At 65.2% G+C, this 23,298-nt stretch carries 21 protein-coding genes and 1 pseudogene; 13 read left to right on the forward strand and 9 right to left on the reverse strand.

From position 1 onward, the window contains the following. The first annotated feature begins 16 nt into the window (after nucleotides 1–16). Both ACSKB8_RS18940 and ACSKB8_RS18945 read left to right on the forward strand, forming a co-directional pair. Nucleotides 17–247 (forward strand): hypothetical protein, encoded by a 231-nt coding sequence (locus ACSKB8_RS18940; RefSeq protein WP_370988253.1) that lies wholly within the window; start codon nucleotides 17–19, stop codon nucleotides 245–247. 249 nt (nucleotides 248–496) lie between these two features. After that, nucleotides 497–772, forward strand: coding sequence for a hypothetical protein (locus ACSKB8_RS18945; RefSeq protein ID WP_244551141.1), 276 nt, complete (start codon nucleotides 497–499; stop codon nucleotides 770–772). 212 nt (nucleotides 773–984) lie between these two features. On the opposite strand, the gene ACSKB8_RS18950 is transcribed toward ACSKB8_RS18945, so the two are convergent. Continuing rightward, a complete protein-coding gene (locus tag ACSKB8_RS18950) occupies nucleotides 985–2,589 on the reverse strand; it encodes a hypothetical protein (protein WP_438105650.1) in 1,605 nt (534 codons plus the stop codon). A 37-nt stretch (nucleotides 2,590–2,626) separates the two neighbouring features. Continuing rightward, a complete protein-coding gene (locus ACSKB8_RS18955) occupies nucleotides 2,627–3,919 on the reverse strand; it encodes an adenylosuccinate synthase (RefSeq protein WP_091888310.1) in 1,293 nt (430 codons plus the stop codon). Nucleotides 3,920–4,343: 424 nt separating this feature from the next. Here ACSKB8_RS18955 and ACSKB8_RS18960 point away from each other — a divergent pair, with 424 nt between their 5' ends. After that, entirely contained in the window at nucleotides 4,344–5,276 is a 933-nt protein-coding gene (locus tag ACSKB8_RS18960) for a DMT family transporter (RefSeq protein ID WP_438105651.1), read from the forward strand. Here the strand turns inward: ACSKB8_RS18960 and ACSKB8_RS18965 are convergent. After that, entirely contained in the window at nucleotides 5,273–5,689 is a 417-nt protein-coding gene (locus ACSKB8_RS18965) for a hypothetical protein (protein ID WP_438105652.1), read from the reverse strand. The two genes, ACSKB8_RS18960 and ACSKB8_RS18965, sit on opposite strands and share 4 nt — an antisense overlap. Nucleotides 5,690–5,762: 73 nt before the next feature. Between ACSKB8_RS18965 and ACSKB8_RS18970 the strand changes: the two genes are divergently transcribed. After that, nucleotides 5,763–6,401, forward strand: coding sequence for a TetR/AcrR family transcriptional regulator (locus tag ACSKB8_RS18970; protein WP_438105653.1), 639 nt, complete (start codon nucleotides 5,763–5,765; stop codon nucleotides 6,399–6,401). A 185-nt stretch (nucleotides 6,402–6,586) separates the two neighbouring features. On the opposite strand, the gene ACSKB8_RS18975 is transcribed toward ACSKB8_RS18970, so the two are convergent. Beyond that, nucleotides 6,587–6,988 carry a DUF1330 domain-containing protein gene (locus tag ACSKB8_RS18975; protein ID WP_438105654.1) on the reverse strand — a complete coding sequence of 134 codons (402 nt, stop codon included), beginning with the start codon at nucleotides 6,986–6,988 and terminating at the stop codon, nucleotides 6,587–6,589. Between the two features lie 93 nt (nucleotides 6,989–7,081). Here ACSKB8_RS18975 and ACSKB8_RS18980 point away from each other — a divergent pair, with 93 nt between their 5' ends. Both ACSKB8_RS18980 and ACSKB8_RS18985 read left to right on the forward strand, forming a co-directional pair. After that, the gene (locus tag ACSKB8_RS18980; protein ID WP_438105655.1) at nucleotides 7,082–8,017 is read left to right on the forward strand and encodes a DMT family transporter; all 936 of its coding nucleotides are present in this window, start codon (nucleotides 7,082–7,084) and stop codon (nucleotides 8,015–8,017) included. A gap of 97 nt (nucleotides 8,018–8,114) precedes the next feature. Further along, nucleotides 8,115–9,092: a Bug family tripartite tricarboxylate transporter substrate binding protein gene (locus tag ACSKB8_RS18985; RefSeq protein WP_438105656.1), complete on the forward strand. Its 978-nt coding sequence runs from the start codon at nucleotides 8,115–8,117 to the stop codon at nucleotides 9,090–9,092. 116 nt (nucleotides 9,093–9,208) lie between these two features. On the opposite strand, the gene ACSKB8_RS18990 is transcribed toward ACSKB8_RS18985, so the two are convergent. After that, nucleotides 9,209–10,894, reverse strand: coding sequence for a methyl-accepting chemotaxis protein (locus ACSKB8_RS18990; RefSeq protein ID WP_438105657.1), 1,686 nt, complete (start codon nucleotides 10,892–10,894; stop codon nucleotides 9,209–9,211). Between the two features lie 250 nt (nucleotides 10,895–11,144). Here ACSKB8_RS18990 and ACSKB8_RS18995 point away from each other — a divergent pair, with 250 nt between their 5' ends. The 5 genes and pseudogenes from ACSKB8_RS18995 (at nucleotide 11,145) to ACSKB8_RS19015 (ending at nucleotide 17,054) form a co-directional block, all read left to right on the forward strand. Further along, entirely contained in the window at nucleotides 11,145–12,188 is a 1,044-nt protein-coding gene (locus ACSKB8_RS18995) for a C-terminal binding protein (RefSeq protein ID WP_438105658.1), read from the forward strand. Nucleotides 12,189–12,273: 85 nt separating this feature from the next. Continuing rightward, nucleotides 12,274–13,624: pseudogene (locus ACSKB8_RS19000) on the forward strand (ABC transporter substrate-binding protein). A gap of 140 nt (nucleotides 13,625–13,764) precedes the next feature. Continuing rightward, a complete protein-coding gene (locus tag ACSKB8_RS19005) occupies nucleotides 13,765–14,721 on the forward strand; it encodes a carbohydrate ABC transporter permease (RefSeq protein WP_438105659.1) in 957 nt (318 codons plus the stop codon). Beyond that, a complete protein-coding gene (locus ACSKB8_RS19010; RefSeq protein WP_091888289.1) occupies nucleotides 14,714–15,613 on the forward strand; it encodes a carbohydrate ABC transporter permease in 900 nt (299 codons plus the stop codon). The genes ACSKB8_RS19005 and ACSKB8_RS19010 overlap by 8 nt, the downstream gene beginning before the upstream one ends. An 85-nt stretch (nucleotides 15,614–15,698) precedes the next feature. Continuing rightward, entirely contained in the window at nucleotides 15,699–17,054 is a 1,356-nt protein-coding gene (locus ACSKB8_RS19015) for an esterase-like activity of phytase family protein (protein ID WP_438105660.1), read from the forward strand. A gap of 169 nt (nucleotides 17,055–17,223) precedes the next feature. Here the strand turns inward: ACSKB8_RS19015 and ACSKB8_RS19020 are convergent, their stop codons facing one another. Both ACSKB8_RS19020 and ACSKB8_RS19025 read right to left on the reverse strand, forming a co-directional pair. After that, nucleotides 17,224–18,900, reverse strand: coding sequence for a mucoidy inhibitor MuiA family protein (locus ACSKB8_RS19020; protein ID WP_438105661.1), 1,677 nt, complete (start codon nucleotides 18,898–18,900; stop codon nucleotides 17,224–17,226). A 167-nt stretch (nucleotides 18,901–19,067) separates the two neighbouring features. Further along, a complete protein-coding gene (locus ACSKB8_RS19025) occupies nucleotides 19,068–19,688 on the reverse strand; it encodes a response regulator transcription factor (RefSeq protein WP_438105662.1) in 621 nt (206 codons plus the stop codon). 200 nt (nucleotides 19,689–19,888) lie between these two features. Between ACSKB8_RS19025 and ACSKB8_RS19030 the strand changes: the two genes are divergently transcribed. Next, nucleotides 19,889–20,911, forward strand: coding sequence for an AraC family transcriptional regulator (locus tag ACSKB8_RS19030; protein ID WP_438105663.1), 1,023 nt, complete (start codon nucleotides 19,889–19,891; stop codon nucleotides 20,909–20,911). A gap of 2 nt (nucleotides 20,912–20,913) precedes the next feature. Here the strand turns inward: ACSKB8_RS19030 and ACSKB8_RS19035 are convergent, their stop codons facing one another. After that, complete coding sequence (locus tag ACSKB8_RS19035; protein WP_438105664.1) at nucleotides 20,914–22,125, reverse strand: NnrS family protein; 1,212 nt, start codon at nucleotides 22,123–22,125, stop codon at nucleotides 20,914–20,916. Between the two features lie 129 nt (nucleotides 22,126–22,254). On the opposite strand from ACSKB8_RS19035, the gene ACSKB8_RS19040 reads away from it, so the two are divergent. Further along, nucleotides 22,255–22,965, forward strand: a complete 711-nt coding sequence (locus ACSKB8_RS19040) for a Crp/Fnr family transcriptional regulator (protein WP_091888281.1) — start codon at nucleotides 22,255–22,257, stop codon at nucleotides 22,963–22,965. 116 nt (nucleotides 22,966–23,081) lie between these two features. On the opposite strand, the gene ACSKB8_RS19045 is transcribed toward ACSKB8_RS19040, so the two are convergent. Next, on the reverse strand, nucleotides 23,082–23,279 hold the full coding sequence (locus ACSKB8_RS19045) for a DUF1858 domain-containing protein (protein ID WP_091888479.1): 198 nt from the start codon (nucleotides 23,277–23,279) through the stop codon (nucleotides 23,082–23,084). Nucleotides 23,280–23,298 lie beyond the last annotated feature (19 nt).

Genomic DNA, 23,298 nt, shown 5'->3' on the forward strand with positions numbered 1-23,298 from the left:
AACGGAGTGTGAAGCCATGCTGCGCGACGAACAACTCTCGATCCTGCGGGACATCAGCCAGTCGGTTGCCTTCGCCGACGACCGCCACGGCAAGATCGGCGAACTGATCGCCGATGGCTATGTGATGAAGGACGGCGATCTGTTCGAGCTCACGCCCAAGGGCGTCACCGCCGTCGAGGAACACGCCGCCGCTCTCGGCGCGAGCGATGCAGAACAAGCGAGCGCATCCTCCGATCGGCCGATCTGATCGCGCGCGACGTGACTCGCGTGCAACAATTGCGAATTCCTTTGCGCTGACCATTGCAGCCGCGTGACAATGGCGCATACTTCGCTTCGGGCGGCGCAGCACTTTTCGATTCGAACATCAGGAAATCGAGCGACCACATGCGGGATTGAGTTCCCGACGTGAAGGCTGAGACATGCGGCAGATCAAGCCGCGTGCGGCGCCCCAAAAACCAAGTGGCTCAAGCCCACGGAACTCGGGGACCCAATCCGCATGACACGCTCTCAGACGATCGCAGCTCTCTTCGCCGTCGCCACCACCGCCGTCGCATTCCAGTCATCACCTGGTCTCGCCTTCTCGTCCGAAGCGCAGCAGATGTGCTCGGGCGATGCGATGCGGCTGTGCTCCAGTGAAATCCCTGATATCCCCAGGATCACCGCCTGCATGGTGCGGAACAAGGCGCGTGTCAGCCCTGCCTGCCGCGCCGTCATGGACCGCGAGCACGCAGCTGCCGCAGCATCGCGCAAGCGGGAAGCGGCGGCGCAGTAGCGCCGGATTGATTTCGGCTGGATCATTGAGGCTCGGTTCACCTCTCCCCGCCGGGGAGAGGCCGGATTGCACAGCAATCCGGGTGAGGGACCGCAGCGAACAGTGAGACTGTAACCCCTCACCCAGATCGCATCTCTCGATGCGATCTGACCTCTCCCTGCGGGAGAGGTGAACCCTGGGCTCGCATCAATTCAAACAAAACTCATCGCGCTTCAATCGCCCCATTGCGCGAACGCGTCGTTGAAGGCGCGCTCGCCGGGGGCGCCCTTCTCGATCGCGATGATGGCGCGGCGCTGGTTGGCGTAGACCAGCGGCACGTCGAACCATGAGCGCTCCTTCAGGAGCTGGACGTTGCGGGAGCGGTCGGCGTCGACATTGGACAGGCCGACCAGGAAGAAGCCGTCGGTGACCTTGACCGCGAGGCCGGCGAGCGGCGTACCGCGCGCCTGCTCGTTCGACTTCATCAGGATGCCCGGCACGTTGGAGACGCTGCCGCCGGGAAAATCCTGCGGCAGGATGAAGGTCAGTTCCGCGGTGTGGCTCGCCGGCAGCGAGGAGTCGGTATTGCGGCGGAACGACATCGTCATCTTGAACTTGCGGTCGGGGATCTCGATGTCGGCGCGCACGGCGAGGTCGGCCTTCTGGTTGCCGGACGCCTTGATCGGCTCCAGCCGCCACACCACCGAGCCGACATATTGCTTGCCCTTCGGATCGGACGGATCCTCGTCATAGAGCACGACCTTCTGCGCCACGGGCGCGACCGGCTGGTCGCTCGCCGAAGGCTGGCCGACGCGATCCGGGATCTTCGGCTTGCTCTGCGGCTGGGCCGGACTCGGCGCCTCCACCACCTGGGTCGCGGACGGCTTGAGAAAGCCGTTGACGACCTGGACCAGCTGCTTGCCCCAGAGGATGCCGGCACCGACTAGGATCAGCACGATGCCGACGGCGATCGCGCTCTTGAACGGGAAGGCGGAGCCGGTGCGGACGCGCTTCTTGGCGTCGCGCTCGGCCGCGATGCGCGGACGCGGCGACTGCGACGCGTAGCGCTCGGCCTCCTCGATCAACTCGTCGTAGGAATAGGGCGCCTCTGCCTCGCCGCTACGGTTTTCCAGGCTCGGCTCCAGCCGGTCGAACTCCGGTGAGGGCGAGGGCACATTGGCGTAGGTGCGGCGCGCGGCACGGCTCGCCTGCGCGGCAGCACCGCCGAGATCGTTGGCATCGGCCGTGATGTCGCGGAAGCCGCGCACGCCCGGTGCGGGTGGCAGCGGTGGCGGCGGGCCCATGTCCGGCGGACGGCGCGCACCCGCGCGATCGCGTCCGGCCGGTGGAGGCGCCGGCGGCTCCGGCGGCGGCGCGGACGGGCCGGGCTGGCGCGGGGCGTCGAAACGCGGCGCGCGCGGCGGCCGCGGCGCCTCGTCCTGGTCATCGACGTTGAAGGACGGGCGGTCGGCACGCGGCGGGGTCGGGGCCGGACGCGTGCGCGGTGCGGCCGGCTGAGATGCGGGAGCGTTGCCTTCGGCGGCGCGGGCGCTGGCCCGGCGGAAGGCATCGCCGCTGCCGCTGCTGCGCGCGCCCCCACCGGGGCGCGAGGCCTCGCGGGCGCGCTGGGCGGCCTCCGATTCGACCTTGCGGACGGCCTCTTCCAGCGACAGCCGTTCGCGGGTGATCTCGGATTCGGAGAGCGGCGGCTGCACGCTGCGGAGCTGCGCGATCAGCGCCGTGCGCGCCCGCTCATAGAGCGCGCGACGGCTTTCGCCGGGAGCGTTGGGATCCAGGGCGGCAATTGCGCGGGCGATCAGCGGATAGTAATCAGCCATTTCAACTCAACTATACGCGCGTCCCGGTAAGATATCGTTAAGCCTCAAACGGATTTTGCACCAGGATAGTATCCTCGCGTTCGGGGCTGGTGGAAAGCAGAGCGACCGGGCAGCCGACCAATTCCTCGATCCGGCGGACATATTTGATGGCCTGAGCCGGCAGGTCGGCCCAGGACCGCGCGCTGGCGGTCGGCTCCTTCCAGCCCTCGATGGTCTCGTAGATCGGCTCGACCCGGCTTTGCGCGCCCTCGCCGGCCGGGAAATGGTCGATCTCCTTGCCGTCGAGCTTGTAGCCAGTGCAGACCTCGATCGTGTCGAAGCCGTCGAGAATGTCCAGCTTGGTCAGCGCCAGGCCGTTGATGCCACAGGTCCGGACCGCCTGGCGGACCAGCACGGCGTCGAACCAGCCGCAACGGCGGGGCCGCCCGGTATTGGTGCCGAACTCGCGGCCGCGCTCGCCGATCTTGCGGCCGGTCTCGTTGTCCTGCTCGGTCGGGAACGGGCCCTGGCCGACGCGGGTCGTGTAGGCCTTGCACAGGCCAAGCACGTAGCCGACCGCGCCCGGCCCGAGGCCGGCGCCGGTCGCGGCCTGCGCCGCCACGGTGTTGGACGAGGTGACGTAGGGATAAGTGCCGTGATCGACGTCTAGCAGCGCGCCTTGCGCGCCCTCGAACAGCATGCGTTTGCCGGCGCGCCGCTCGATGTCGAGCAGCCGCCATACCGTCTCGGCGTAGGGCAGCAGCTGCGGCGCCATCGCCATCAGCTCTTTCAGGATCACCGCGCTGTCGAATTCCGGCAGGTTGAGGCCACGGCGCAGCGCGTTGTGATGCGCCAGCAGGCGGTCGATCTTGTGCGGCAGGGTCTGATGATCGGCAAGATCCATCAGGCGGATGGCGCGGCGGCCGACCTTGTCCTCATAGGCCGGGCCAATGCCGCGGCGCGTCGTCCCGATCGCGGTCGCTGCGCTGGCGGATTCGCGGTGCGCATCGAGCTCGCGGTGCAGCGGCAGGATCAGCGTGACGTTTTCCGCGATGCGCAGATTGTCTGGGCTGACTTCGACCCCCTGCGCCCTGAGCTTGGCGACCTCGTCGAGGAAGGCGGCCGGATCGAACACCACGCCATTGCCGATCACCGACAGCTTGCCCTCGCGCAGCACGCCGGAGGGCAGCAGCGCGAGCTTGTAGGTCTTGCCGTTGATCACCAGCGTATGGCCGGCGTTATGGCCGCCCTGGAAGCGGACGACGATGTCCGCCTGCTCCGACAACCAGTCGACGATCTTGCCCTTCCCTTCGTCGCCCCACTGGGCGCCGACGACGACAACGTTGGCCATTCGCGGGTAATCCCTGTTCAATCTGTCTCTAGGAGGCATGATCCTCGCGGAAAACCGGTGCCCACTCTTCCGGGATCATGCCTGCGCCCAGCCCAATCGGCGGCCGGAGCCGCCCGCACGCAAGGCAGCCAACCGGATAAAGGAAGCAGCCCCTCTAGGCAAGCAAGAACGGGGCTTTTTCGAGGTCCAAAGCCCGACCCAAGCCTTTGATATCCCCTGAAAATCCAGAAGCCTCAGGGAACGGCGGAACGGGCTTCGACCAAAGCGTAAGGCGCCATGTCAGTCCCTGCATAGTCGCGATGCATCCGCCCCCCGTTGATGCGATCTCGATTTCCGTGTCTTTGAGCAGAGCCGGGCGATGAGCCGGCCCGGACCTTTCCGGGCCGGGGCGCTCGGCGCTATCCGCGGGGCCATGACGATCACAATGTCCGCAACCGCCCAGACCACCGGCACCGATACATCCGGTCACAGCTGGATCGCCAACCAGCCCTACCTACTGCTCAGCATCACCGCGCTGTGCTGGGCCGGCAACGCCATCGTCGGTCGGCTCGCCGCCGGCCACATCCCGCCGGTGACGCTGTCGTTCCTGCGCTGGTTCCTCGCGTTCCTGTTGGTGCTGCCGTTCGCCTGGAAGCATCTTGCGCAGGACTGGGCCGCGATCCGCGGGCGGCTCGGCCTGATGGTCATGCTCTCGGTCACCGGTATCGGCGCCTTCAACACGCTGCAATATTGGGCGCTGGAGCATACCCAGGCGCTGAACACGCTGCTGCTCCAGTCGGCCGCGCCGCTGATCGTGGCATTATGGTCGCTGGCCATTCTCGGCCTCCGACTCACCGCGGCGCAGACCTTCGGCGTGCTGCTGTCGATGTGCGGCGTGCTCACGATCCTGCTGCATGGCGATTTCACCACGCTGTCGAACATCGAGTTCAACAAGGGCGACCTCATCTTCATCGTCGCGCTCGTCATTTTCGCGCTCTATTCGGTGCTGACCTTGAAGCGTCCACCGATGCACGGCCTCTCGTTCCTCGCCTTCACCTTCGGCTGCGGCGCCGCCTGCCTCATTCCGCTGGAGATCTGGGAATTGTTCGCGCGCCCCGTGATGAAGCTCGACGGGCCGAACCTGCTGACCCTGTTCTATGTCGCGGTGTTCCCCTCGACGCTCGCTTATCTCTGCTTCAACCGCGGCGTCCGGCTGATCGGCGCCAACCGCGCCGCGCCGTTCTTCCACGTCGTGCCGGTGTTCGGCTCGATCATGGCGATGGTCTTTTTGGGCGAGCGCCCGCAGGCGTTCCACTTCATCGGTTTTGCATTGGTGCTGTCGGGCGTGTTCGTGGCGTCGCGGAAGCAGGCGAGCTAGGCATCCTTCAGATGTAGCGCGCTGCGCCCATGCAGAGCGCGGCGATGCCGAGCAGGCCCGCCGCCACGCGTTGAGCCCCGGCGATACGTGAACGCAGATCCTCCGGATTGCCGACGCCACGACGCAAGGCCGCGAGCGCACGGGGACCCGATTGCCGCCTGAACACCGGCCGCGATCAGCGCGCAGACCGCGCCGACCGCGAGCACCTGCTCTGTCGTGCCGAAGCTGCCGGCATGAACGAGATGTCCGAGATAGCCGCCGGTCAGGATCGCAATTGTCGCCGCGCCGAGTTGTGGAAAGACCAGTTGCTCGCCGCCCACTCCGCCGATGCGGGCCAACGCGAAGCTTGATCCCGCCCAGAACACGGATGACAACACGTGAAGCGACAGGGCGATCACAAGGGCGGTGTGCATGGCAAGCTCCGAACCAGCTCCTAAATTGGATATACAATATGTATAGTCAATACGTCAACAGAATGGCAAGGCCATGCCGAAGCGCAACTATGTGAGCTCCGCGCGGGCTTCCGCGGCGGCGGAGACGCGCGAGCGCATCATCGCGGCCGGCGCGCGCCTCTTGCGCAAGGACGCGAGCATTGCGAGCTTCTCCCTCGACGTCGTCGCGAAGGCGGCCGGCGTCACGCGGCTGACCGTCTACAACCAGTTCGGATCGCGGCGCGGATTGTTGGAAGCCGTGTTCGACGACATCGCCCGCCGGGGCGGGCTGTTCGATCTCGCTGAAGTGATGACGATGGCGGACCCGCGGGCCGCCCTCGACCGCATCGTCACAATCTTCTGCAACTTCTGGGCGCACGACCCCGCCATCGGCGCGCTGAATCAGGCGATCGCGACCGATCCCGAGTTCGGCGAGGCCCTGCTCGCGCGCAACGAGCGCCGGCGGGAGCTGCTGACCGGACTTGTCGCGCGCATCACGGAGAAACGCGCGGCCAAGCGGGCCGCGCAGGACGCGGTCGACCTGATCTTCGTGCTGACGAGCTATCCGACTTTTGCAGCGCTGAGCCGGCAGCGCTCGGCCGCGGGGGTCTGCCGCCTGTTACAGACGGCATGCCACGCGGCCGTGGATGCGTTGACGCCGGACCAGCGTGGAAGCGCGGAACGGAAGAAGTAAATGTCGTCGTGATGCCCCTTCTTCCTTCTCCCCTTGTGGGAGAAGGTGGCGCGAAGCGCCGGATGAGGGGTCTCCATCCGCGCACTCAAATGAGAGTTGGACGCGCGGAGAGAGACCCCTCACCCGTCTCGCCGCTATCGCGGCGAGCCACCCTCTCCCACAAGGGGAGAGGGAAAGAGCGCGCGCTACTTTGCCGTAAGCTTGCTGTACGCCTCGCTGGTGGCAATGATGACGTGCTCGGCGCAGCCGTTGACGCGATGCGGGTCGGCCTGCGTCTCGTAGGCCTCCGATGTCATCATGTCGAGGAAGGCTGTGACCGACGGATAGAGGACCAGCGCGACGAAATCCCAGTCGTTCCCCTCCTGCGGTCCGAGCGCGACCGCCTTGGCCTCGCCCGTCCAGAGCAAGGTGCCGCCGCGCGCCTTGATCATCGGCACGGTGATCGCGCTGTAGCGCAGATAAGCATCCCAGCCGGAGCCGTTGCCGTCGCGCGAACGCGCGTGGAAGCGCATCAGGTTCAGCATCACCACCGGCGCATTTGGATCGAGCCGTTCCAGGCCCTCGATGTTCAACATATTAACCGCCAAAGGCGCCTCCCCGGTTCATGTCTGCATTGTAGCATTGCGGCTGCGTGGCTTGTGCCACGACGGCAATCCGGCGCAAGCTCGTATCCGACGCCAATGACGATCGCTTCGCCCGCGCCACCGGCCTCCAATCCAGCCAGTTGGCTCAACAACCAGCCTTATCTGCTGCTCAGCCTGAGCTCGCTGTTCTGGGCGGGCAACATCGTGCTCGCGCGCCATGTCGGTGCGCATGTGCCGCCGCTGACGGTGACCACGATCCGCTGGTTCGGCGTGTTCCTGATCCTGTTGCCATTCGCATGGCCGCATCTGAAGCGTGACTGGCCCGCCTTGCGCAACAGCCTTCCCCTGATGCTGTTCCTGTCGCTGGTGGGCTTTGCCTTCAACAACGCGATCTCGTACTGGGCGATGCAATATACGGAAGCGCTGAACGCGCTGCTGATCCAGTCGGCAGGTCCGCTGTTCGTGGCGCTGTGGTCGCTGGCGCTGTTCGGGGTGCGGCTGACCGGCGCGCAGTTCGCGGGCATCGCGATCTCGCTTGCCGGCGTGCTGATCATCATCCTGCGCGGCGATCTCGCCGCGCTCGCGAGCATCAGCTTCAACAGGGGCGACATCATGTTCGCCTCCTCGCTGGTGGCGTTCGGTCTCTACTCGGCCTTCATCCCGCGGCGGCCGAAGATCCATCAGCTCTCATTTCTCTCCTTCACCACCTGCTGCGGCGCGACCATGCTGCTGCCGACCGCGATCTGGGAGGCGGCAAGCGGCCGCGTGCTGCAATTCGACGGGATGACGCTGGCGACTCTCGGCTACATCCTGATTTTCCCCTCGACGCTGGCCTATCTCTTCTTCAACCGCGGCGTCGCGCTGATCGGGCCGAACCGCGCCGCGCCGTTCTTCCATCTGGTGCCGGTGTTCGGCTCGGCGCTGGCGATCCTGCTGCTCGGCGAAAAGCTCCAGCCGTTCCACTTGATCGGCTACGCGCTGGTGCTTGCCGGCGTCGTGATCGCCTCGCGCCAGGGTTCTGCGGTGAAGTAATTCCGCGGCGCGGACGCGTTCACTACCTACGGCCATCTTTCGAATCCGGTTTTGACAAGCTACGTTCCCCGCCAACGAAAAGAGGGAACGTCCAGACATGATTTCAGCGTTGATTCGAAACCTGCGTGCCATCGGCGCGGCCGCGCTGTGCCTCGCCGCTGCATCCACGGCCCAGGCCGACAATTATCCGAGCCGCAACATCACGCTGGTGCTGCCGTTCGCCGCCGGCAGCGGCACCGACACCACGACGCGGCTGATCTCGCAGCATCTGTCGCAGGCGCTCGGCGTCGGCATCGTGATCGAGAACAAGGCGGGTGCCAACGGCATGCTCGCCGCGACCTATGTCGCGCGCGCCGCGCCCGACGGCTACACGCTGCTGGTGACGACCAACACCACGCATTCGGCCAATCCGTTCCTGCTCAAGAGCCTCACTTACGATCCGGTCAAGGATTTCACGCCGATCGCGCGTACCGGCGATTTGCCCTTCATGCTGGTCATCAATCCGGAAGTGCCGGCCAAGACCGTTGGCGAGCTGGTCGCCTATGGCAAGGCCAATCCGGGCAAGCTGAGTTATGCCTCGGGCTCTTCCTCGGCGATCGTGTCGGGCGCGACCTTTGCGCACAATGCCGAGCTCGACCTGTTGCACGTGCCCTACAAGAGCTCGCCGCCGGCGCTCAACGACGTCATGGGCGGCCGCGTCTCGATGATGTTCGTCGACATCCTGACTGGCCTGCCGCATGTCAACGGCAACGCGCTGCGCGCGCTCGCGGTCACCACCAAGGAGCGCTCACCGCTGGTGCCGCATCTGCCCTCGATGCAGGAAGCCGGCGTGCCGGACTTCGACATCTCGTCATGGCAGGGCTATTTCGGCCCGGCCGGCATGCCGAAGGAGATCGTGACGCGGCTCAACGCCGAGATCAGGAAGATCGTCGAGAATCCGGAGATCAAGGCCAAGCTCGCCACCCTCGGCATGGACGCCTTCTCCGGTACGCCGGAGCAGCTTGGCAGCTTCGTGAACGAGCAGCTCGTGCTGTGGGAGAAGCTGATCACGAACGCGAAGATCGAGAAGCAGTAGGCAGTCTCGTAGGGTGGGCAAAGCGTAGCGCGCCTACCATTAGGTCGTCGCAAAAAAGAAGAAGGTGGGCACGACGCTTCGCGTCTTTGCCCGCCCTACGAATTCAGTGCAAGAATTTACGCCGCGCGGACCTTGGCGAGGAAGCCGTCGACGGCGCTGCGCAGCGCGCCGGACTGGTTGTCCAGCTCGCGGGCGTTGGAGAGCACGTCGGTGGCCGCACTGCCGGTCGCTTCCGCGGCCGAGGTGACGCTGCCGATATGGGCATTGATCTCGCTCGAGCCGGCCGCGACCGACTGGATGTTGCGGGCGATCTCTCGGGTCGCTTCTCCCTGCTGCTCGATCGATGCGGAAATGCCGGCGGTGATCTCGCTCATCTCGGCGATGGTCTGGGTGATGCCGGAGATGGCCGTGACCGCGTCGCTGGTCGAGGTCTGCATCGCCGCGACCTGCGCGGATATCTCCTCGGTCGCCTTCGCGGTCTGGTTGGCGAGCGCCTTGACCTCGGAGGCGACGACTGCGAAGCCGCGGCCGGATTCACCGGCGCGTGCCGCCTCGATGGTGGCGTTGAGCGCGAGCAGGTTGGTCTGCGCGGCGATCGAATGGATCAGCTTGACGACCTCGCCGATCTTCTCGGCGCCGGTCGAGAGCACCTGCACGGTGGCGTTGGTCCGCTCGGCATCGCTGACGGCGCGGCTCGCGACTTCGGTCGAGCGGGTGACCTGACGGGAGATTTCCGCAACCGAGCTCGACAGCTCTTCGGCGGCAGCCGCAACCGTGCCGACATTGCCGGAGGCCTTTTGCGAGGCAGCGCCGACCGTTGCGGCACGCGAGGAGGCGTCGCTCGCAGTCGCGGTCATCGACTGCGCCGTGCTCTGCATGCCGGCCGCGGCCGAGGAGACCGAGCGGACGATGCCGTTGACGCTGCGTTCAAAGTCGTTGGCGATGTCTTCCATCGCGCTGCGACGTTCCGCCGCGGCACGCTCCTTGGCATCGGCCTCGGTCTTTTCGAGGTCACGGATGCGGACCGCGTTGTCCTTGAAGATCTGCACGGTCGAAGCCATCGCGCCGACCTCGTCGCCGCGGCCGACACCCGGGATGTCGCCCTCGAGCTTGCCGTCGGCCAGCTCCTTCATGCGGGTACCGAGCAGCGCGAGCGGGCGGCTGATGCTGCGGCCGATCAGCCAGGCGACGCTCCCCGCAACGATGACGATGCCGAGAATGGCGAAGCCGAGCAGCCAGTAGACCGGGCCCATCTTCTCGTCGATGTCCTCGAGATAGGCGCCGGTGCCGAGATACATCTCGAAGCCGGGCACCGCGACGGCGTAGCCAAGCTTGCGGATCGGCTTTGCTTGGCCGGGCTTCACATATTCGTAGAACAGCAGGATCTCGCCGTTCGCCTTGACCCCATCCATGATCTCGCGGGACAGCTTCCGACCGTTGGTCTCCACATCCATGCGGTTGGCGCCGATCTGCTTCGGATCGGGCGCGAGCTGCGTGATGCCATCATAGGTGGTGCCGAACAGATAGCCGGAGCCCTTGTCGTAGGTCATCGCATTGCCGTAGCGGCGCAGCTCAGCGAGCGCGACGTCCTTGGTCAGCTCGCCGGCATTGACCCGTTTCACCAGCGTGGCCGCGTAGTTGCGGGCCAGCTCGACGATCGCCTTGGTCTGGTCGATGCGCGCATTCACCATCTCGCGCTTCATCAGGTAGCCGGCAAGGACACCGGAGATGCACAGGCCGAACAAGGTGACGCCGACAAGGACACCCAGCTTCGGGGCGATCTTCAGATTGCTCAATTTCACGGGATGGCTCCGGCAACAATGGGATACGGCACGCGACCAGATCGATCAAAATCGAATCAACTTTTATGTGTGAGGCCTTATCAAGTTACTTACGGGCCTCCGTAGAAGCCCGTACGCAGCCGCGAAAACCGGCAATTTATCTCAACACCGGCAACCGGGAATTGTACGCGACCGCATCGATTTCGCGTAAAAGACGCAAAGGCCAGCCACGAAGGCGGGTCACAACAAGAAACCAAATCGGGAGCAGAAAATGCCGAAATACAGGGTGGTGACGCCGAAGGGCGCGAGCTTCACGGTCGCGGGCAGCGATTACTCCTATGAGCGCGAGGCGCTCGATCCGATCGATGCCGAGATCGTCGAAGCCCCGGCCGACGAGGCCGGCTTCATCGCCGCCGCGAAGAACGCCGACGCTATCTATGCCAAGGGCATTCCGATCACCAAGACCATCATCGACACGTTGGAGAGTTGCAAGGTCATCACGCTCGGCTCGGTCGGCGTCGACAGCGTCGACGTCAAGGCCGCCACCGCTCGCGGCATTCCCGTCACCAACATCCCCGACACCTTCATCGAGGAGGTCGCAGACCACGCCATGATGCTGCTGCTCGCCGGCTTCCGCCGCCTGGTCGAGCAGGACCGCATGGTGCGCGACGGCCGCTGGGCCGAGGGCCGGCCGGCGCTGCTCAAGATCCCGAGGCTAATGGGCCAGACGCTCGGCTTCATCTCGTTCGGCCGCGTCGCGCGTGCGGTTGCGAAACGCGCAGCCCCGTTCGGCCTGCGCATGATGGCCTATGATCCCTTCATCCAGGAAACGCTGATGTACGACCACGGCGTGATCCCGGCGACGCTGAACGAGGTGCTGTCGCAATCCGACTTCGTCTCGATGCATGCCCCCGCCCGGCCGGAGGTGCATCACATGCTGACCGAGAAGCATTTCCGGCAGATGAAGAAGGGCTCGATCTTCATCAACACCGGCCGCGGTGCCACGGTAGACGAGGAGAGCCTGATCAAGGCGCTGCAAGAAGGCTGGATCGCGCATGCCGCCCTCGACGTGCTGGAGAAGGAACCGCCCTCGCACAACAATCCGCTGATCGGCATGGAGAACGTGACCCTGACCGCCCACGTCGCTTCGGCCTCGGCACGGTTCGACGAGGCGCGCAAGCGCCGTGTGGGCTACGAATTGTCACTGGTGCTTCAGGGCATGTGGCCGGTAAGCTGCGTCAATCCGTCGGTGCTGCAAAGCACCGCGCTCCGCCGCTGGCAGCCTGTCAGCATGGATCGCGGACCGAACAGCTAGGCGGACGGCGCAAAAGGCGCCGGTAACCGGAACGACCCTTCACCGGCGATCAACGCCGGGAAGGGAGACATTTAGGGAGGAACTGATGAGGAACGACATCACGCGTCGTGATGCCTTGGCGCTGGGCCTGTCCGCTGCAACGCTCGCGGCCACTGGTGCTGCAGCGCAAACAACGCAATCCAACATCAAGGCTGCCGATGTGGCGGCGCCCAAGCGCGACATCGAGAAAGGCGCATCCTTGCGCATGCTGCGCCCGGTGCGTTTCGTCCAGGCCGACGAGGACGTGTTCCGCGCCAATGCGGCAAAATTCACCAAGGAGACCGGGGTCGAGGTCAAGGTCGACTTCGTCGGCTGGGAAGACATCAACCAGCAGACCGCGGTGACCTCGAATTCCGGCGCCGGCCCCGACATCATCATCGGCTTCTCCGATGCTCCGCACATCTATATGAGACAAGCTGATCGAGCTGACCGATGTCGCCGACTATCTCGGCAAGCGTTATGGCGGCTGGCTGCCGCTGGCGCAGCGCTACGGCAAGAAGAACAAGAGCGACGCCTGGATCGGGCTGCCGTTCGGCGCCACCGCCGGTCCCCTGATCTACCGCAAGTCGATCCTGCAATCGGTCGGCTTCGACAAGGTGCCGGAAGACCATGCCGGAATTGTCGACCTGTGCCAGAAGCTGCACAAGGCCGGCAAGCCGGCCGGCTTCGCGCTCGGCAACGCCAAGGGCGACGGCAACGGTTTTGCGAACTGGGCGCTGTGGTCGCACAACGGCTCCCTGCTCGACGAGGACGGCAACGTCGTCATCAACAGCAAGGAGACGATTGCCGCGCTGAACTGGGTCAAGCAGCTCTACCCGACCTTCATCGCCGGCACGACATCGTGGAACGACGTCAGCAACAACCGCGCCTACTCCTCGCAGGAGATTTCCCTGACCGCCAACGGCGTCTCGCTGTACTTCTCGTTGAAGAACGACCCCGCGACCAAGGCGATCGCCGAGGACAGCGAACATCAGTTGCTGCCGAAGGGCCTCGCCAAGGTTTCGCCGATGGCGGGCCTGACGCTGAACGCCATGGTGTTCAAGCACAGCCAGTACCCCAACGCGGCAAAGGCATTCCTGCAATACATGCTTGAAAAAGACCAGTACGAGCCGTGGCTCAATGCCAACTCCGGCTATTGGTCACAGCCGCTGGCCGCCTATGCCGAGGCCGCCGTGTGGTCGCAGGATCCCAAAGTGAAGCTGTTCAAGGACACCATGAACAGCACCTACTATGACGGCTACAAGGGCCCGATCTCGACCGCGACGGGTGCCGTCAGTGCTGACTACGTGCTGATTCAGATGTTCTCGTCCGTAGCCACCGGCGCTGCCACGCCGGAGGCCGCTGCGGCAGAAGCCGAGCAACGCTGCAAGCGGTACTTCCGGCGACAGAGCCGGTAACGGGCGACGACAAAGCGGCCGTCATTGCGAGGAGCACTTGCGACGAAGCAATCCAGACTATCTCCGCGGAGACAGACTGGATTGCTTCGCTTCGCTCGCAATGACGGTGGAGTGACTTTCACAGACGGGACAACAAACTGATGTCCGTGACCACCCTCTCCTCCCCCGCCCTGGCGCAGCGGCAGCCGAACTGGCTGGTACGCCTGTTCGACTACAAGCCGTTCCTGATCGTGATGTGTCTTGCGCCTGCGATCGGGCTGCTCGCGGTCTTCCTGACCTATCCGCTCGGCCTCGGCGTCTGGCTCGCTTTCACCGACACCACGATCGGCCAGCGTGGCATCTACGTCGGCTTCGAGAATTTCCAGTATCTGCTCACCGATTCGCTGTGGTGGAACGCGGTGTTCTACAGCGTCGTCTACACGGGCATTGCGACGTTCGGGAAATTCGCACTCGGCTTCTGGCTCGCGCTGCTGCTCAACAACCATTTTCCTTTCAAGAGCGTGCTGCGTGCGATCATCCTGCTGCCCTGGATCGTGCCGACCGTGCTGTCGGCGCTGGCGTTCTGGTGGATCTACGATCCCCAATTCTCGATCATCTCCTACCTGCTGGTCGACGTGCTGCATTGGCGCGACAGCAATATAGACTTCCTCGGTTCGCCCTGGCCGGCGCGCTTCTCGCTGATCGCCGCCAATATCTGGCGCGGCATTCCCTTCGTCGCGATCTCGCTGCTGGCGGGGCTTCAGACCATCTCGCCCTCGCTCTACGAGGCTGCGATGCTCGACGGCGCCAGCGCCTGGCAGCGCTTCCGCTACATCACCTTCCCGATGATGATGCCGATCCTCGCCATCGTCATGACCTTCTCGATCATCTTTACCTTCACCGACTTCCAGTTGGTCTACGCCATCACCCGTGGCGGGCCCGGCAACTCGACCCATCTGCTAGCAACGCTGGCCTTCCAGCGCGGCATCGCCGGCGGCGAGCTCGGCGAAGGTGCCGCGATCGCAGTGTCGATGATCCCGTTCCTGGTGTTCGCGACGCTGTTCTCCTATTTCGGCCTGGCGCGCCGCAAATGGCAGCAGGGAGAGAGCAATGACTGATACTGTCGCCCAACCGGCTGTCGCCGACGCGAAGGCAGCGCCCGACACGATGGCCTGGGATTCCGGGCTGCGGCGGCTGATGATGATCTATCTGCCGCTCGGCTGCTTCGTGCTCATCCTGCTGTTCCCGTTCTACTGGATGGCGATCACCTCGTTCAAGCCGAACGCGGAGCTGATGAACTACAAGGAGCACAATCCGTTCTGGATCTCCTCGCCGACGCTGGCGCATATCAAGCACCTCTTGTTCAACACCGCCTATCCGCATTGGCTGTGGACGACAATGTTGGTGGCAATCGGGTCGACCACGCTGTCGCTGATCGCGAGCACGCTCGCCGCCTATGCCATCGAACGCCTGCGCTTCCGCGGCAGTCCTTATGTCGGCCTCGGCATCTATCTCGCCTATCTGGTACCGCCGTCGATCCTGTTCATTCCGCTCGCCACCGTCGTCGTGCAGTTCGGCCTGTTCGACTCACCGTTGGCACTGATCCTGGTCTACCCGACATTCCTGGTGCCGTTCTGCACCTGGCTCCTGATCGGCTATTTCAAGTCGATTCCGTACGAGCTCGAGGAGTGCGCGCTGGTCGACGGCGCCACGCGGCTCCAGATCCTGCGGCGGATCACGCTGCCGCTCGCCGTGCCCGGCCTGATCTCGGCCGGCATCTTCTCCTTCACGCTGTCCTGGAACGAGTTCATCTATGCGCTCGCCTTCATCCAGAGCGGCGCCAACAAGACCGTGCCGGTCGCGATCCTGACCGAGCTCGTCACAGGCGATGTCTATCAGTGGGGTGCGCTGATGGCGGGCTCACTGCTCGGCTCGCTGCCGGTTGCGATCTTCTACTCGCTGTTCGTGGATTATTACGTGTCGTCGCTGACGGGCGCGGTCAAGGAGTAGACGGCCGCTGCGGCCTTTGGCCCGGCTTCACAAAACTGCAACGTGCCGTCCGCATAAGGCATGCGTCCGCCAACAGGAGACGCACATGCGCGCGACTTTTCTCAGCACCGTCGCAACGATCATTCTCACCGCGAGCGCAGCGCTCGCGCAGAGCGAAGGTGAATTCCCGGCCAAGCTCGCCGGCCACGTGGTGATGCCGGCCGCCTCGTTCATCGACGCGCCCGCCGACGCCCCCGCCGATCTCAAGACCTCGGGCAAATACACCACGGGCAAGCGCGTCGACGCGCTCGGCACCGTGATGGGCAAGTCCTATGAGCGGGCGACCGGCGTGTCGCTGCCGTTCAAGGGCCAGCCGCTCCAGGGTCATTCCGGCATCAAGACCATGCCCGACGGCACGTTCTGGGTGATCACCGACAACGGCATGGGCGCGCGCGCGAACTCGCCGGATTCGATGCTGTATCTAAACCGCTACAAGATGGATTGGGCGGGCGGCAAGATCGAGCGGCTGGAGACCATCTTCCTGCACGATCCCGACAAGAAGGTGCCCTTCCGCATCGTGCACGAGGACACGCAGAAGCGTTACCTCACCGGCTCGGACTTCGACACCGAGGGCTTCCAGATCATCGGCGATGTCTTCTGGATCGGCGACGAGTTCGGCCCCTACATCCTGAAGGCCGACAAGACCGGCAAGATCCTGGCCGTGTTCGAGACGGTCGCCGACGGTAAGCCGGTGCGCTCGCCCGACAACTGGGCGGTGGGAACGCCGGGCGCGCCGGGCGCGACCTACACCAACGTCAACCTCCGCCGCTCCAAGGGTTTTGAAGGCTTTGCGTCGTCGAAGGACGGCAAATTCCTCTACGGCCTGCTCGAAGGACCGCTGTGGGACGCCGACAAGAAGGACTGGGAGAAGGTCGACGGCAAGGAAGCCTCCCGCATCCTCGAGTTCGACGTCGCCGCCGAGAAGTTCACCGGCCGCTACTGGCAGTATGTGTTCGAGCAGAACGGCAACGCCATCGGCGACTTCAACATGATCGATCAGGCCTCCGGCCTCGTCATCGAGCGCGACAACGGCGAAGGCACCGCCGACAAGGCCTGCCCGCAGGGCACCCGCGGCGCGAACTGCTTCCCGGACCTCGCCAAGTTCAAGCGCATCTACAAGATCGAGCTCAGCGACGCCAATGTCGGCAAGCCCGTGCGCAAGATCGGCTATATTGACCTGATGAAGATCCAGGATCCCGACAAGAAGGCGAGGAAGCCGCTCAATGACGGCGTCTACACCTTCCCGTTCTTCACCATCGAGAACGTCGATCGCGTCGACGACACCCACATCATCGTCGGTAACGACAACAATCTGCCGTTCTCGTCCAGCCGCGATCCCAACAAGGCCGACGACGATGAGTTCATGCTGCTCGAGGTCGCGGATTTCCTGAAGGCGAAGTGAGGCCCTGCTCTCTCAACACGGTCATCGCCCGGCTTGACCGGGCGATCCAGTACGCCGCGGCGCCAGCGATTGGATCGTTAGGCCTCGGCGTACTGGATGCCCCGCCCCCGTGCGCAATTGCGCACTAGGCGGGGCATGACAACGGAGGATTTATCGCACCGTAAACTCCCTACCCAGCCGGCACGATCACCATGCCCTTGTCTTTCGGCCAGCGGATGCGCCAGGCGAAGTTGATGTCGCGGGCCTCGCCGGGCTTGGCGTCGAATGTCCATTCCAGCACGCCGCGCTTGTCGCGGATATTGCTCGCGGTCGGCGGCGTGGTCACGGGCAGCATCTCGACCACGATGTCCTCGTTCTCGCTGACCGGCAATTGATCCTCGATCGCAACCTTGATCGGGAAATCGTGACCATTGCGGATCGTCGTCTTGAATGAACGCTCGTCGGTCTTCGACGTCGTGACCAGCAGACCCGCCGAGCCTTCGTTGCGCTTGAGCACCGCGCGCTCGATCTTGATCTTGTCGTCGGCGCCGAAGCCAAGCCGCACGATGTCGTCCTTGGCCGACGCCGTGATCTTGCCGCGGCCGACGAAGATGCCGTCGCGGTAGATCGCGACCTTGCCAGGCAGCAATGTCACCTCGTCGGTCTGCTTGAAGCTGGCCTCGAGGAAGGCGGTCGGGTCCAGCACCGGCGCGGCGCGCACCGCGAGATCGGCGGGCACATTCACCGAAGCGATACGGAGGCTCTTGGCGCCCTCGGCGGCACCGAGACTGACGCGGCCGGGAATCCTGAACGTGGCCTGGAAGTCGCCGATTTCGGCAACCGCCTGCTGTTCTTCGGCGCGTTCACGCGGCTCAGAAGCCTCCGCGACTTTGGGCATCAGCGGCTGCATCTGGCGTGCCATCGGAGCGGGCCGCGCCAAATCAGAGGCCGTGCCAAGCGCCAGCGGCTTCGGCACCTGCGGATATTGCGCAACCAGCGAATTCAGCTCCGGGGCGCTGCCGCCGCGGCCGATACGCACCGTGGAGACGCCGAGTGTGACGTTGGACCAATCTTCGCCGGTCGATTGCGTGATCTCGGCACGGCGGACCAGCTCGAGCTGCGGCTTGCGGTCCTTGGCGCCGGTGTCGAGCCGGGCGTCGTAGAGCGGCAGCCAGCGCGCGTTGCGCACGGCATAGGTCACCCGCAGCGTCGCCTTGGTCGCGGCGGCCGAGGCGACGTCGATCCGCACCTCCAGCTTGCTCGGCGGCTTGGCCGAGCGCTCGGCTTCCAATTGTGCGATCTCGCGATCGATCTCGCGCTGTTTTCGTGTGGCATCGCGGATCGCAGTGTCGGCGGTCGCGATCTCCTCGGCGACGGCGGCAAAGGCCGCGCGCCATTCGGTGATCGGCCGCGCTTCACCCTTCTCGCCAAGGCCGGCGGGCGAAGCTTCAGCGAAGTGCTGCGCGAACTGACGCCGTGCGGTGGCCGAGTCGATCGCACCTTGTAGGTCCGCCCGCTGATCCCTGAGCGCCTCGATGCGCTTGTCGAGCTCGGCAGATTCACGGGCGGCGCCGTACGCGGCGGCCGTGCGTCGATCGTGCCGATAGTCAGCTTGGCGCCCGCCTCGCCTTCGACGCGGAGGGAGGACGGGTCGAGCGAGAGCGGAAAATCCTTGGCGACCAGCGTCGAGTTCACCGGAGGCGAGATCCAACGAAATGACGCGGGTCACGGTGGCGCCATCGGGATAGACCGTGACCGTATCGATCGCGGATTTGGCGTCCACGTCGGCTGCCCATGACGGCACCGCGACGGCCGAGGTCACCAGGACCAGGCTCGTGGTTGCCAAATATTTCGCGATGATGCGCATAAATCCCTCCTGCCATTATCGCCGCGCCGCCAGCCGGACGCGTGCGATCAGATGCCTCGCCATCGTGATGAGACGCGGCGGGGAAGGAACTGGTTCGATTGGGGTTTCCGTGGGGCGCTACGGCGGCGGCACGGTGGCCGCGGAACACGTTATGGTCCCGCCAGGCCTCAGATCTGGGTTGGCGAGCCCTGGCCGAAGATGCGGCGGAGCAGATCGGTCACGTTGCGGGCGCCAGCCTTCCTCAGGATGCTGGCGCGGTAGCCCTCGACGGTCCGCGCGCTCAGATGCATGCGCCGGGCGATTTCCTTGTTGGTCAGGCCCGCGGCGAGATGCTCGAGCACCGCGCCTTCGCGCGCGGTGAGGGGTTCGCAGCCGGGCAGCCAGCGCTGCCGGCTCGAGCCGGGCTGCGCGAACTCGTCGATCGCAGCATCGATCCGATCGACGATGTCACGGCCGCGGAACGGCTTTTCGATGAAGTCGGCCGCGCCGCTCTTGATGGCGTCGACCGCCATGGAAATGCTGCCGTTCGCCGAGGTCACCAGCACCGGCGCCATGCAGTTTTCCTCGCGCAGCCGCTTGAGCACGTCGAGGCCGGAGCGATCTGGCGGCATCTCCAGCAGCACGCAGGCCGGCATCCGCGCTCTCGCCTCCGACAGCAGCGAGGCGCCATCGGCGAAGCAGATCACGTCATAGGCGCTCTGTCGAAGCGCGGTCGAAAGCTGCTCGCGGGAGACCGCGTCAGTTTCAATGATGAACACCTTACCCTTGGAAACCATGTTTCCCGGCATCATCCCGATCCAGCAATGTCTTGGTCAAATGGCCCGAGACGGCAGCGGGCCCCGTCGCCTACCGCGCCCTCGTGAGCACGGCATTCACGCCAGTGCTTCGGTTTCCCCTATGTATGTTCCAACGCGTTCCCGGATTTGACGGATGGGGACATAAACTTTACATTTCGGGACATCCCCTCGGGAATGGCGGAACGGGTCGCATGACCGACCTCATTCGCAGCGCAGGCTTGAGCTATTATCCGGAGGTCGCCCGGTCGGTCGGACTCGACCCCAGGCAGATGATGCGCAAGGTCCGACTGCCGCTGGCCTGCCTCGACAAGCCCGACACGCCGATCGCCGTCGCCGGCCTGCGCCGCCTGCTCGAATTGTCGGCCGAGGCATCCGGCGCCGAAGATTTCGGCTTGCGCCTTGCCGAGCGGGGCGGCCTGACCAATTTCGGCGCGGTCGGTTTGATCGTGCGCGAACAGGCGACAGTCGGCGAGGCCATCGCAGCATTCTCACGCTTCATTCATGTCCATCACGAGGGCATGCGGCTCGATGTTGCGCACGACAAGCACACCGTGACCGTCACGCTGCATCTGCGCGGCCGGCAGCCGAGCGCGCCGCGTCAGGCCATCGACATGGCACTCGGCAGCGTCCACCGCATCATCCAGTCGCTGTTCAGCAGCGATTGGCGGCCGCTGGAGGTGCACCTGCATTATCCGCCGCCGCACGACCGCAAGCGCTATCGCGAGTTCTTCGGCTGCCGCGTCACCTTCAATGCGGATGACGATGCGATCCTGTTGTCGGCGCACGACATGGAGCGCCGGATCCCGAGCGCGCATCCGCTGATCGCGAATTATCTACGCAAGCGAATCGAGGCGATCGAGACGCGCCCCGCAAGCTGGGAGGCAAAGGTCGACGAGGTCGTGCGTAGCCTGCTCGCCAGTGGCGATTGCACCGTCGAGCGCGTGGCCGAGCATCTCGCCTGCACCCGGCGCACCATCCACCGGCGCCTTGCTGCATCAGGCACCAGCTTCTCGGCCATCCTCGATGCACAGCGCGCCTATCTCGTGATCCAACTGATCGACGACACGCGCCGGCCGCTGGCCGACGTCGCCATGCAGCTCGGCTTCTCCGCGCAGAGCGCCATGGCACGCTGGTTCCGCGGCCGTTTCGGCTGCACCGTCACCGAATGGCGCAAGGGCATGCGGGGCGAGGTGCCCTCGGAGACGGCGGCGTAAACTCAGCGTGCCGGGACCGGCACGCCCATGATGGCAAGCGCGCGCCGGCGGCTGCCGGCAAGCAGCGGGCCGAACGCAATGGCAAATCCGAGGAATGCGACGACCCAGCCGCAGGCGGCAATGTGCAGCAGGGCGCCACTGTGCGCAGGCAGTACCACCGCGGCGATCCGCGCCAGCGCCGTGACGATGATCGCGACGTAGATCCCCTGTGTCGCCGGCGAAGCCGTCAGCGCCTGCCCGGTGTGACCGAGGCTCGCGCGCGTCATCACCGCGAGCGTCATGGTTCCGGCCGCCCCGGCCATCCAGGCGTGAATGCCCGCACTCGGCAGCAGCGCGCCGAAGGCAGCCAGCGCATGCAGGATGAAGCCGAGCGGCACAAAAAAATAGCCGACGTGGAGGATCAAGAGCAGCCGTTCGCGGAAGGTGCGGTCGCCGGCCCAGCGCGCGAGCCGCACCAGGTGCAGCACGCCGACGAGCGCCATCGCGACGCCGGTGACGGCATTCAATGGCGCCACGATCCACGAGATGAGCGCGAGCGCGCTGCATCCGATCACCGCGCCGTCGAAGCGTCCGAACGGCACCGGCAGGCGGCCGGGATTGAACTTGACCAGCCAGTTGCGGGTGAAGCTCGGGATGATGCGGCCGCCGATCAGCGCGATCAGTAGCACGACCACGCCGATGCCGACGCGGATGCCGATATCGGCCGTGCCTTCGAAGTGCGTTTCGAGATGAAAGGCGATGTTGCCGGCAAGCAGCACCAGCACGAGCGCCACCACAGGCAGGTTGCGCCAGTTACCGCCTGCGACGATCTCGCGCGCCGCGGCTGCGACGACCAGCGCCAGGAAGGCTGCATCGACGAGGAGCGCGAACACCCAGCCCGTGTCGGCCGACAGCATCACCGCAATGCGCCCGGCAAGCCAGACCACCAGCAGCGCCCCCAGCGAGGTACCCTGGATCGGCAACCGCCCGGTCCAGTTCGGGATCGCCGTGAACAGGAATCCGGTGATCACCGCAGGCAGGAAGCCGTAAAGCATCTCGTGGACATGCCAGTCGCGCGGTGCGAAGGCTGATGTCACCGACAGCTCGCCATAGAACATCGGCAGCCAGACCAGGATCGACACGGCGGCCTGGATCGCGGCGAACAGGAAAAAGGGCCGAAAGCTGTTCGCAAACAGCGGCCAGCCCTCAAAGTTGCGGGATCGGGCGCCAGCCATGGGGTCAACTCCTGGAAATTCAAACCGGTGTCTGGAAAAATACTGCCGCCCGGCCGGCCCGTTTTGCGCTATCGCAAACTGTTGGACGATTGCAGGTGCCATCACACTCCCCAGCGCCAAGGAGACAGAATGGCCAAGGTCGACACATCGCTGGTTGCGCATCTGCCGCTGTTTGGGGGCGTCAAGCCGGAGGACCTCGAGGAAATCCTGCGCGAGGCCCGCTCGGCGCGTTACCCCAAGAACAGCACCATCTTCGAGCAGGGGGCGGACGCGCAGTCCTTCTTCCTGCTGCTGCACGGCCACGTCCGGGCCGCCAAGACAACGCCGACCGGCGAGCAGATCGTGGTGCGCTATGTCGCGCCCGGCGAGACATTCGGCCTCGCGATGGCGATCGGAGCCGCGCACTATCCGGCGACGGCGATGGCGGTCGACGACAGCGTGGTGCTGATCTGGCCGACCTCTGCCTGGCCGCGGCTGATCGAGCGGTTTCCCTCGCTCGCCGCCAACACGCTCCAGACGGTCGGCACGCGTCTCCAGGAGAGCCACACCCGCATCCTGGAAATGTCGACCCAACAGGTCGAGCAGCGCGTCGCGCATGTGCTGCTGCGCCTCGCCAAGCAGTCCGGCAAGAAGCTCGATCACGGCATCGAGATCGACTTCCCGATCAGCCGCCAGGACATCGCGCAGATGACCGGCACCACGCTGCACACCGTCAGCCGTATCCTGAGTGGCTGGGAGAGCCAGGGTCTCGTCGAGAGCGGCCGTCAGCGCATCATCCTGCGCGAACCGCACAGGATCGTCGTGCTGGCGGAGCGGAGCCCCGACAGCGGCGCGGCGTGAGAGCCGCGCCAGGGCGTTTCCCTGCCTGCAAGATAGGAGCGAGGGGCGCTCCGCTTACGGCGAAAGCGCGCCCTCACCCGGGAATCCGCACGCGCCCGCGCGAATTCCGGACCACCTCACGCCGGCACGCAGTCGCAGAGCGCGGCGAGGAATTTCTCGCGGTCGATGCCATGCTCGCGGCAGGCGTCATCCACCGTGTGGAAGGTCGCGATCGGGCAGCCGACGCAGGCCATCCTGAAGGCGAGAAACACACGGATCGTGTGCGGCGCCGTGCGCATGATGTCATCGACCAGATCGTCGGATCGGAAAGACATGGACAACTCCGTTCCGAAA

Origin of the sequence: Bradyrhizobium sp. BR 1432, assembly GCF_051547705.1 — a bacterium.
GTDB classification, from domain to species: domain Bacteria; phylum Pseudomonadota; class Alphaproteobacteria; order Rhizobiales; family Xanthobacteraceae; genus Bradyrhizobium; species Bradyrhizobium zhanjiangense.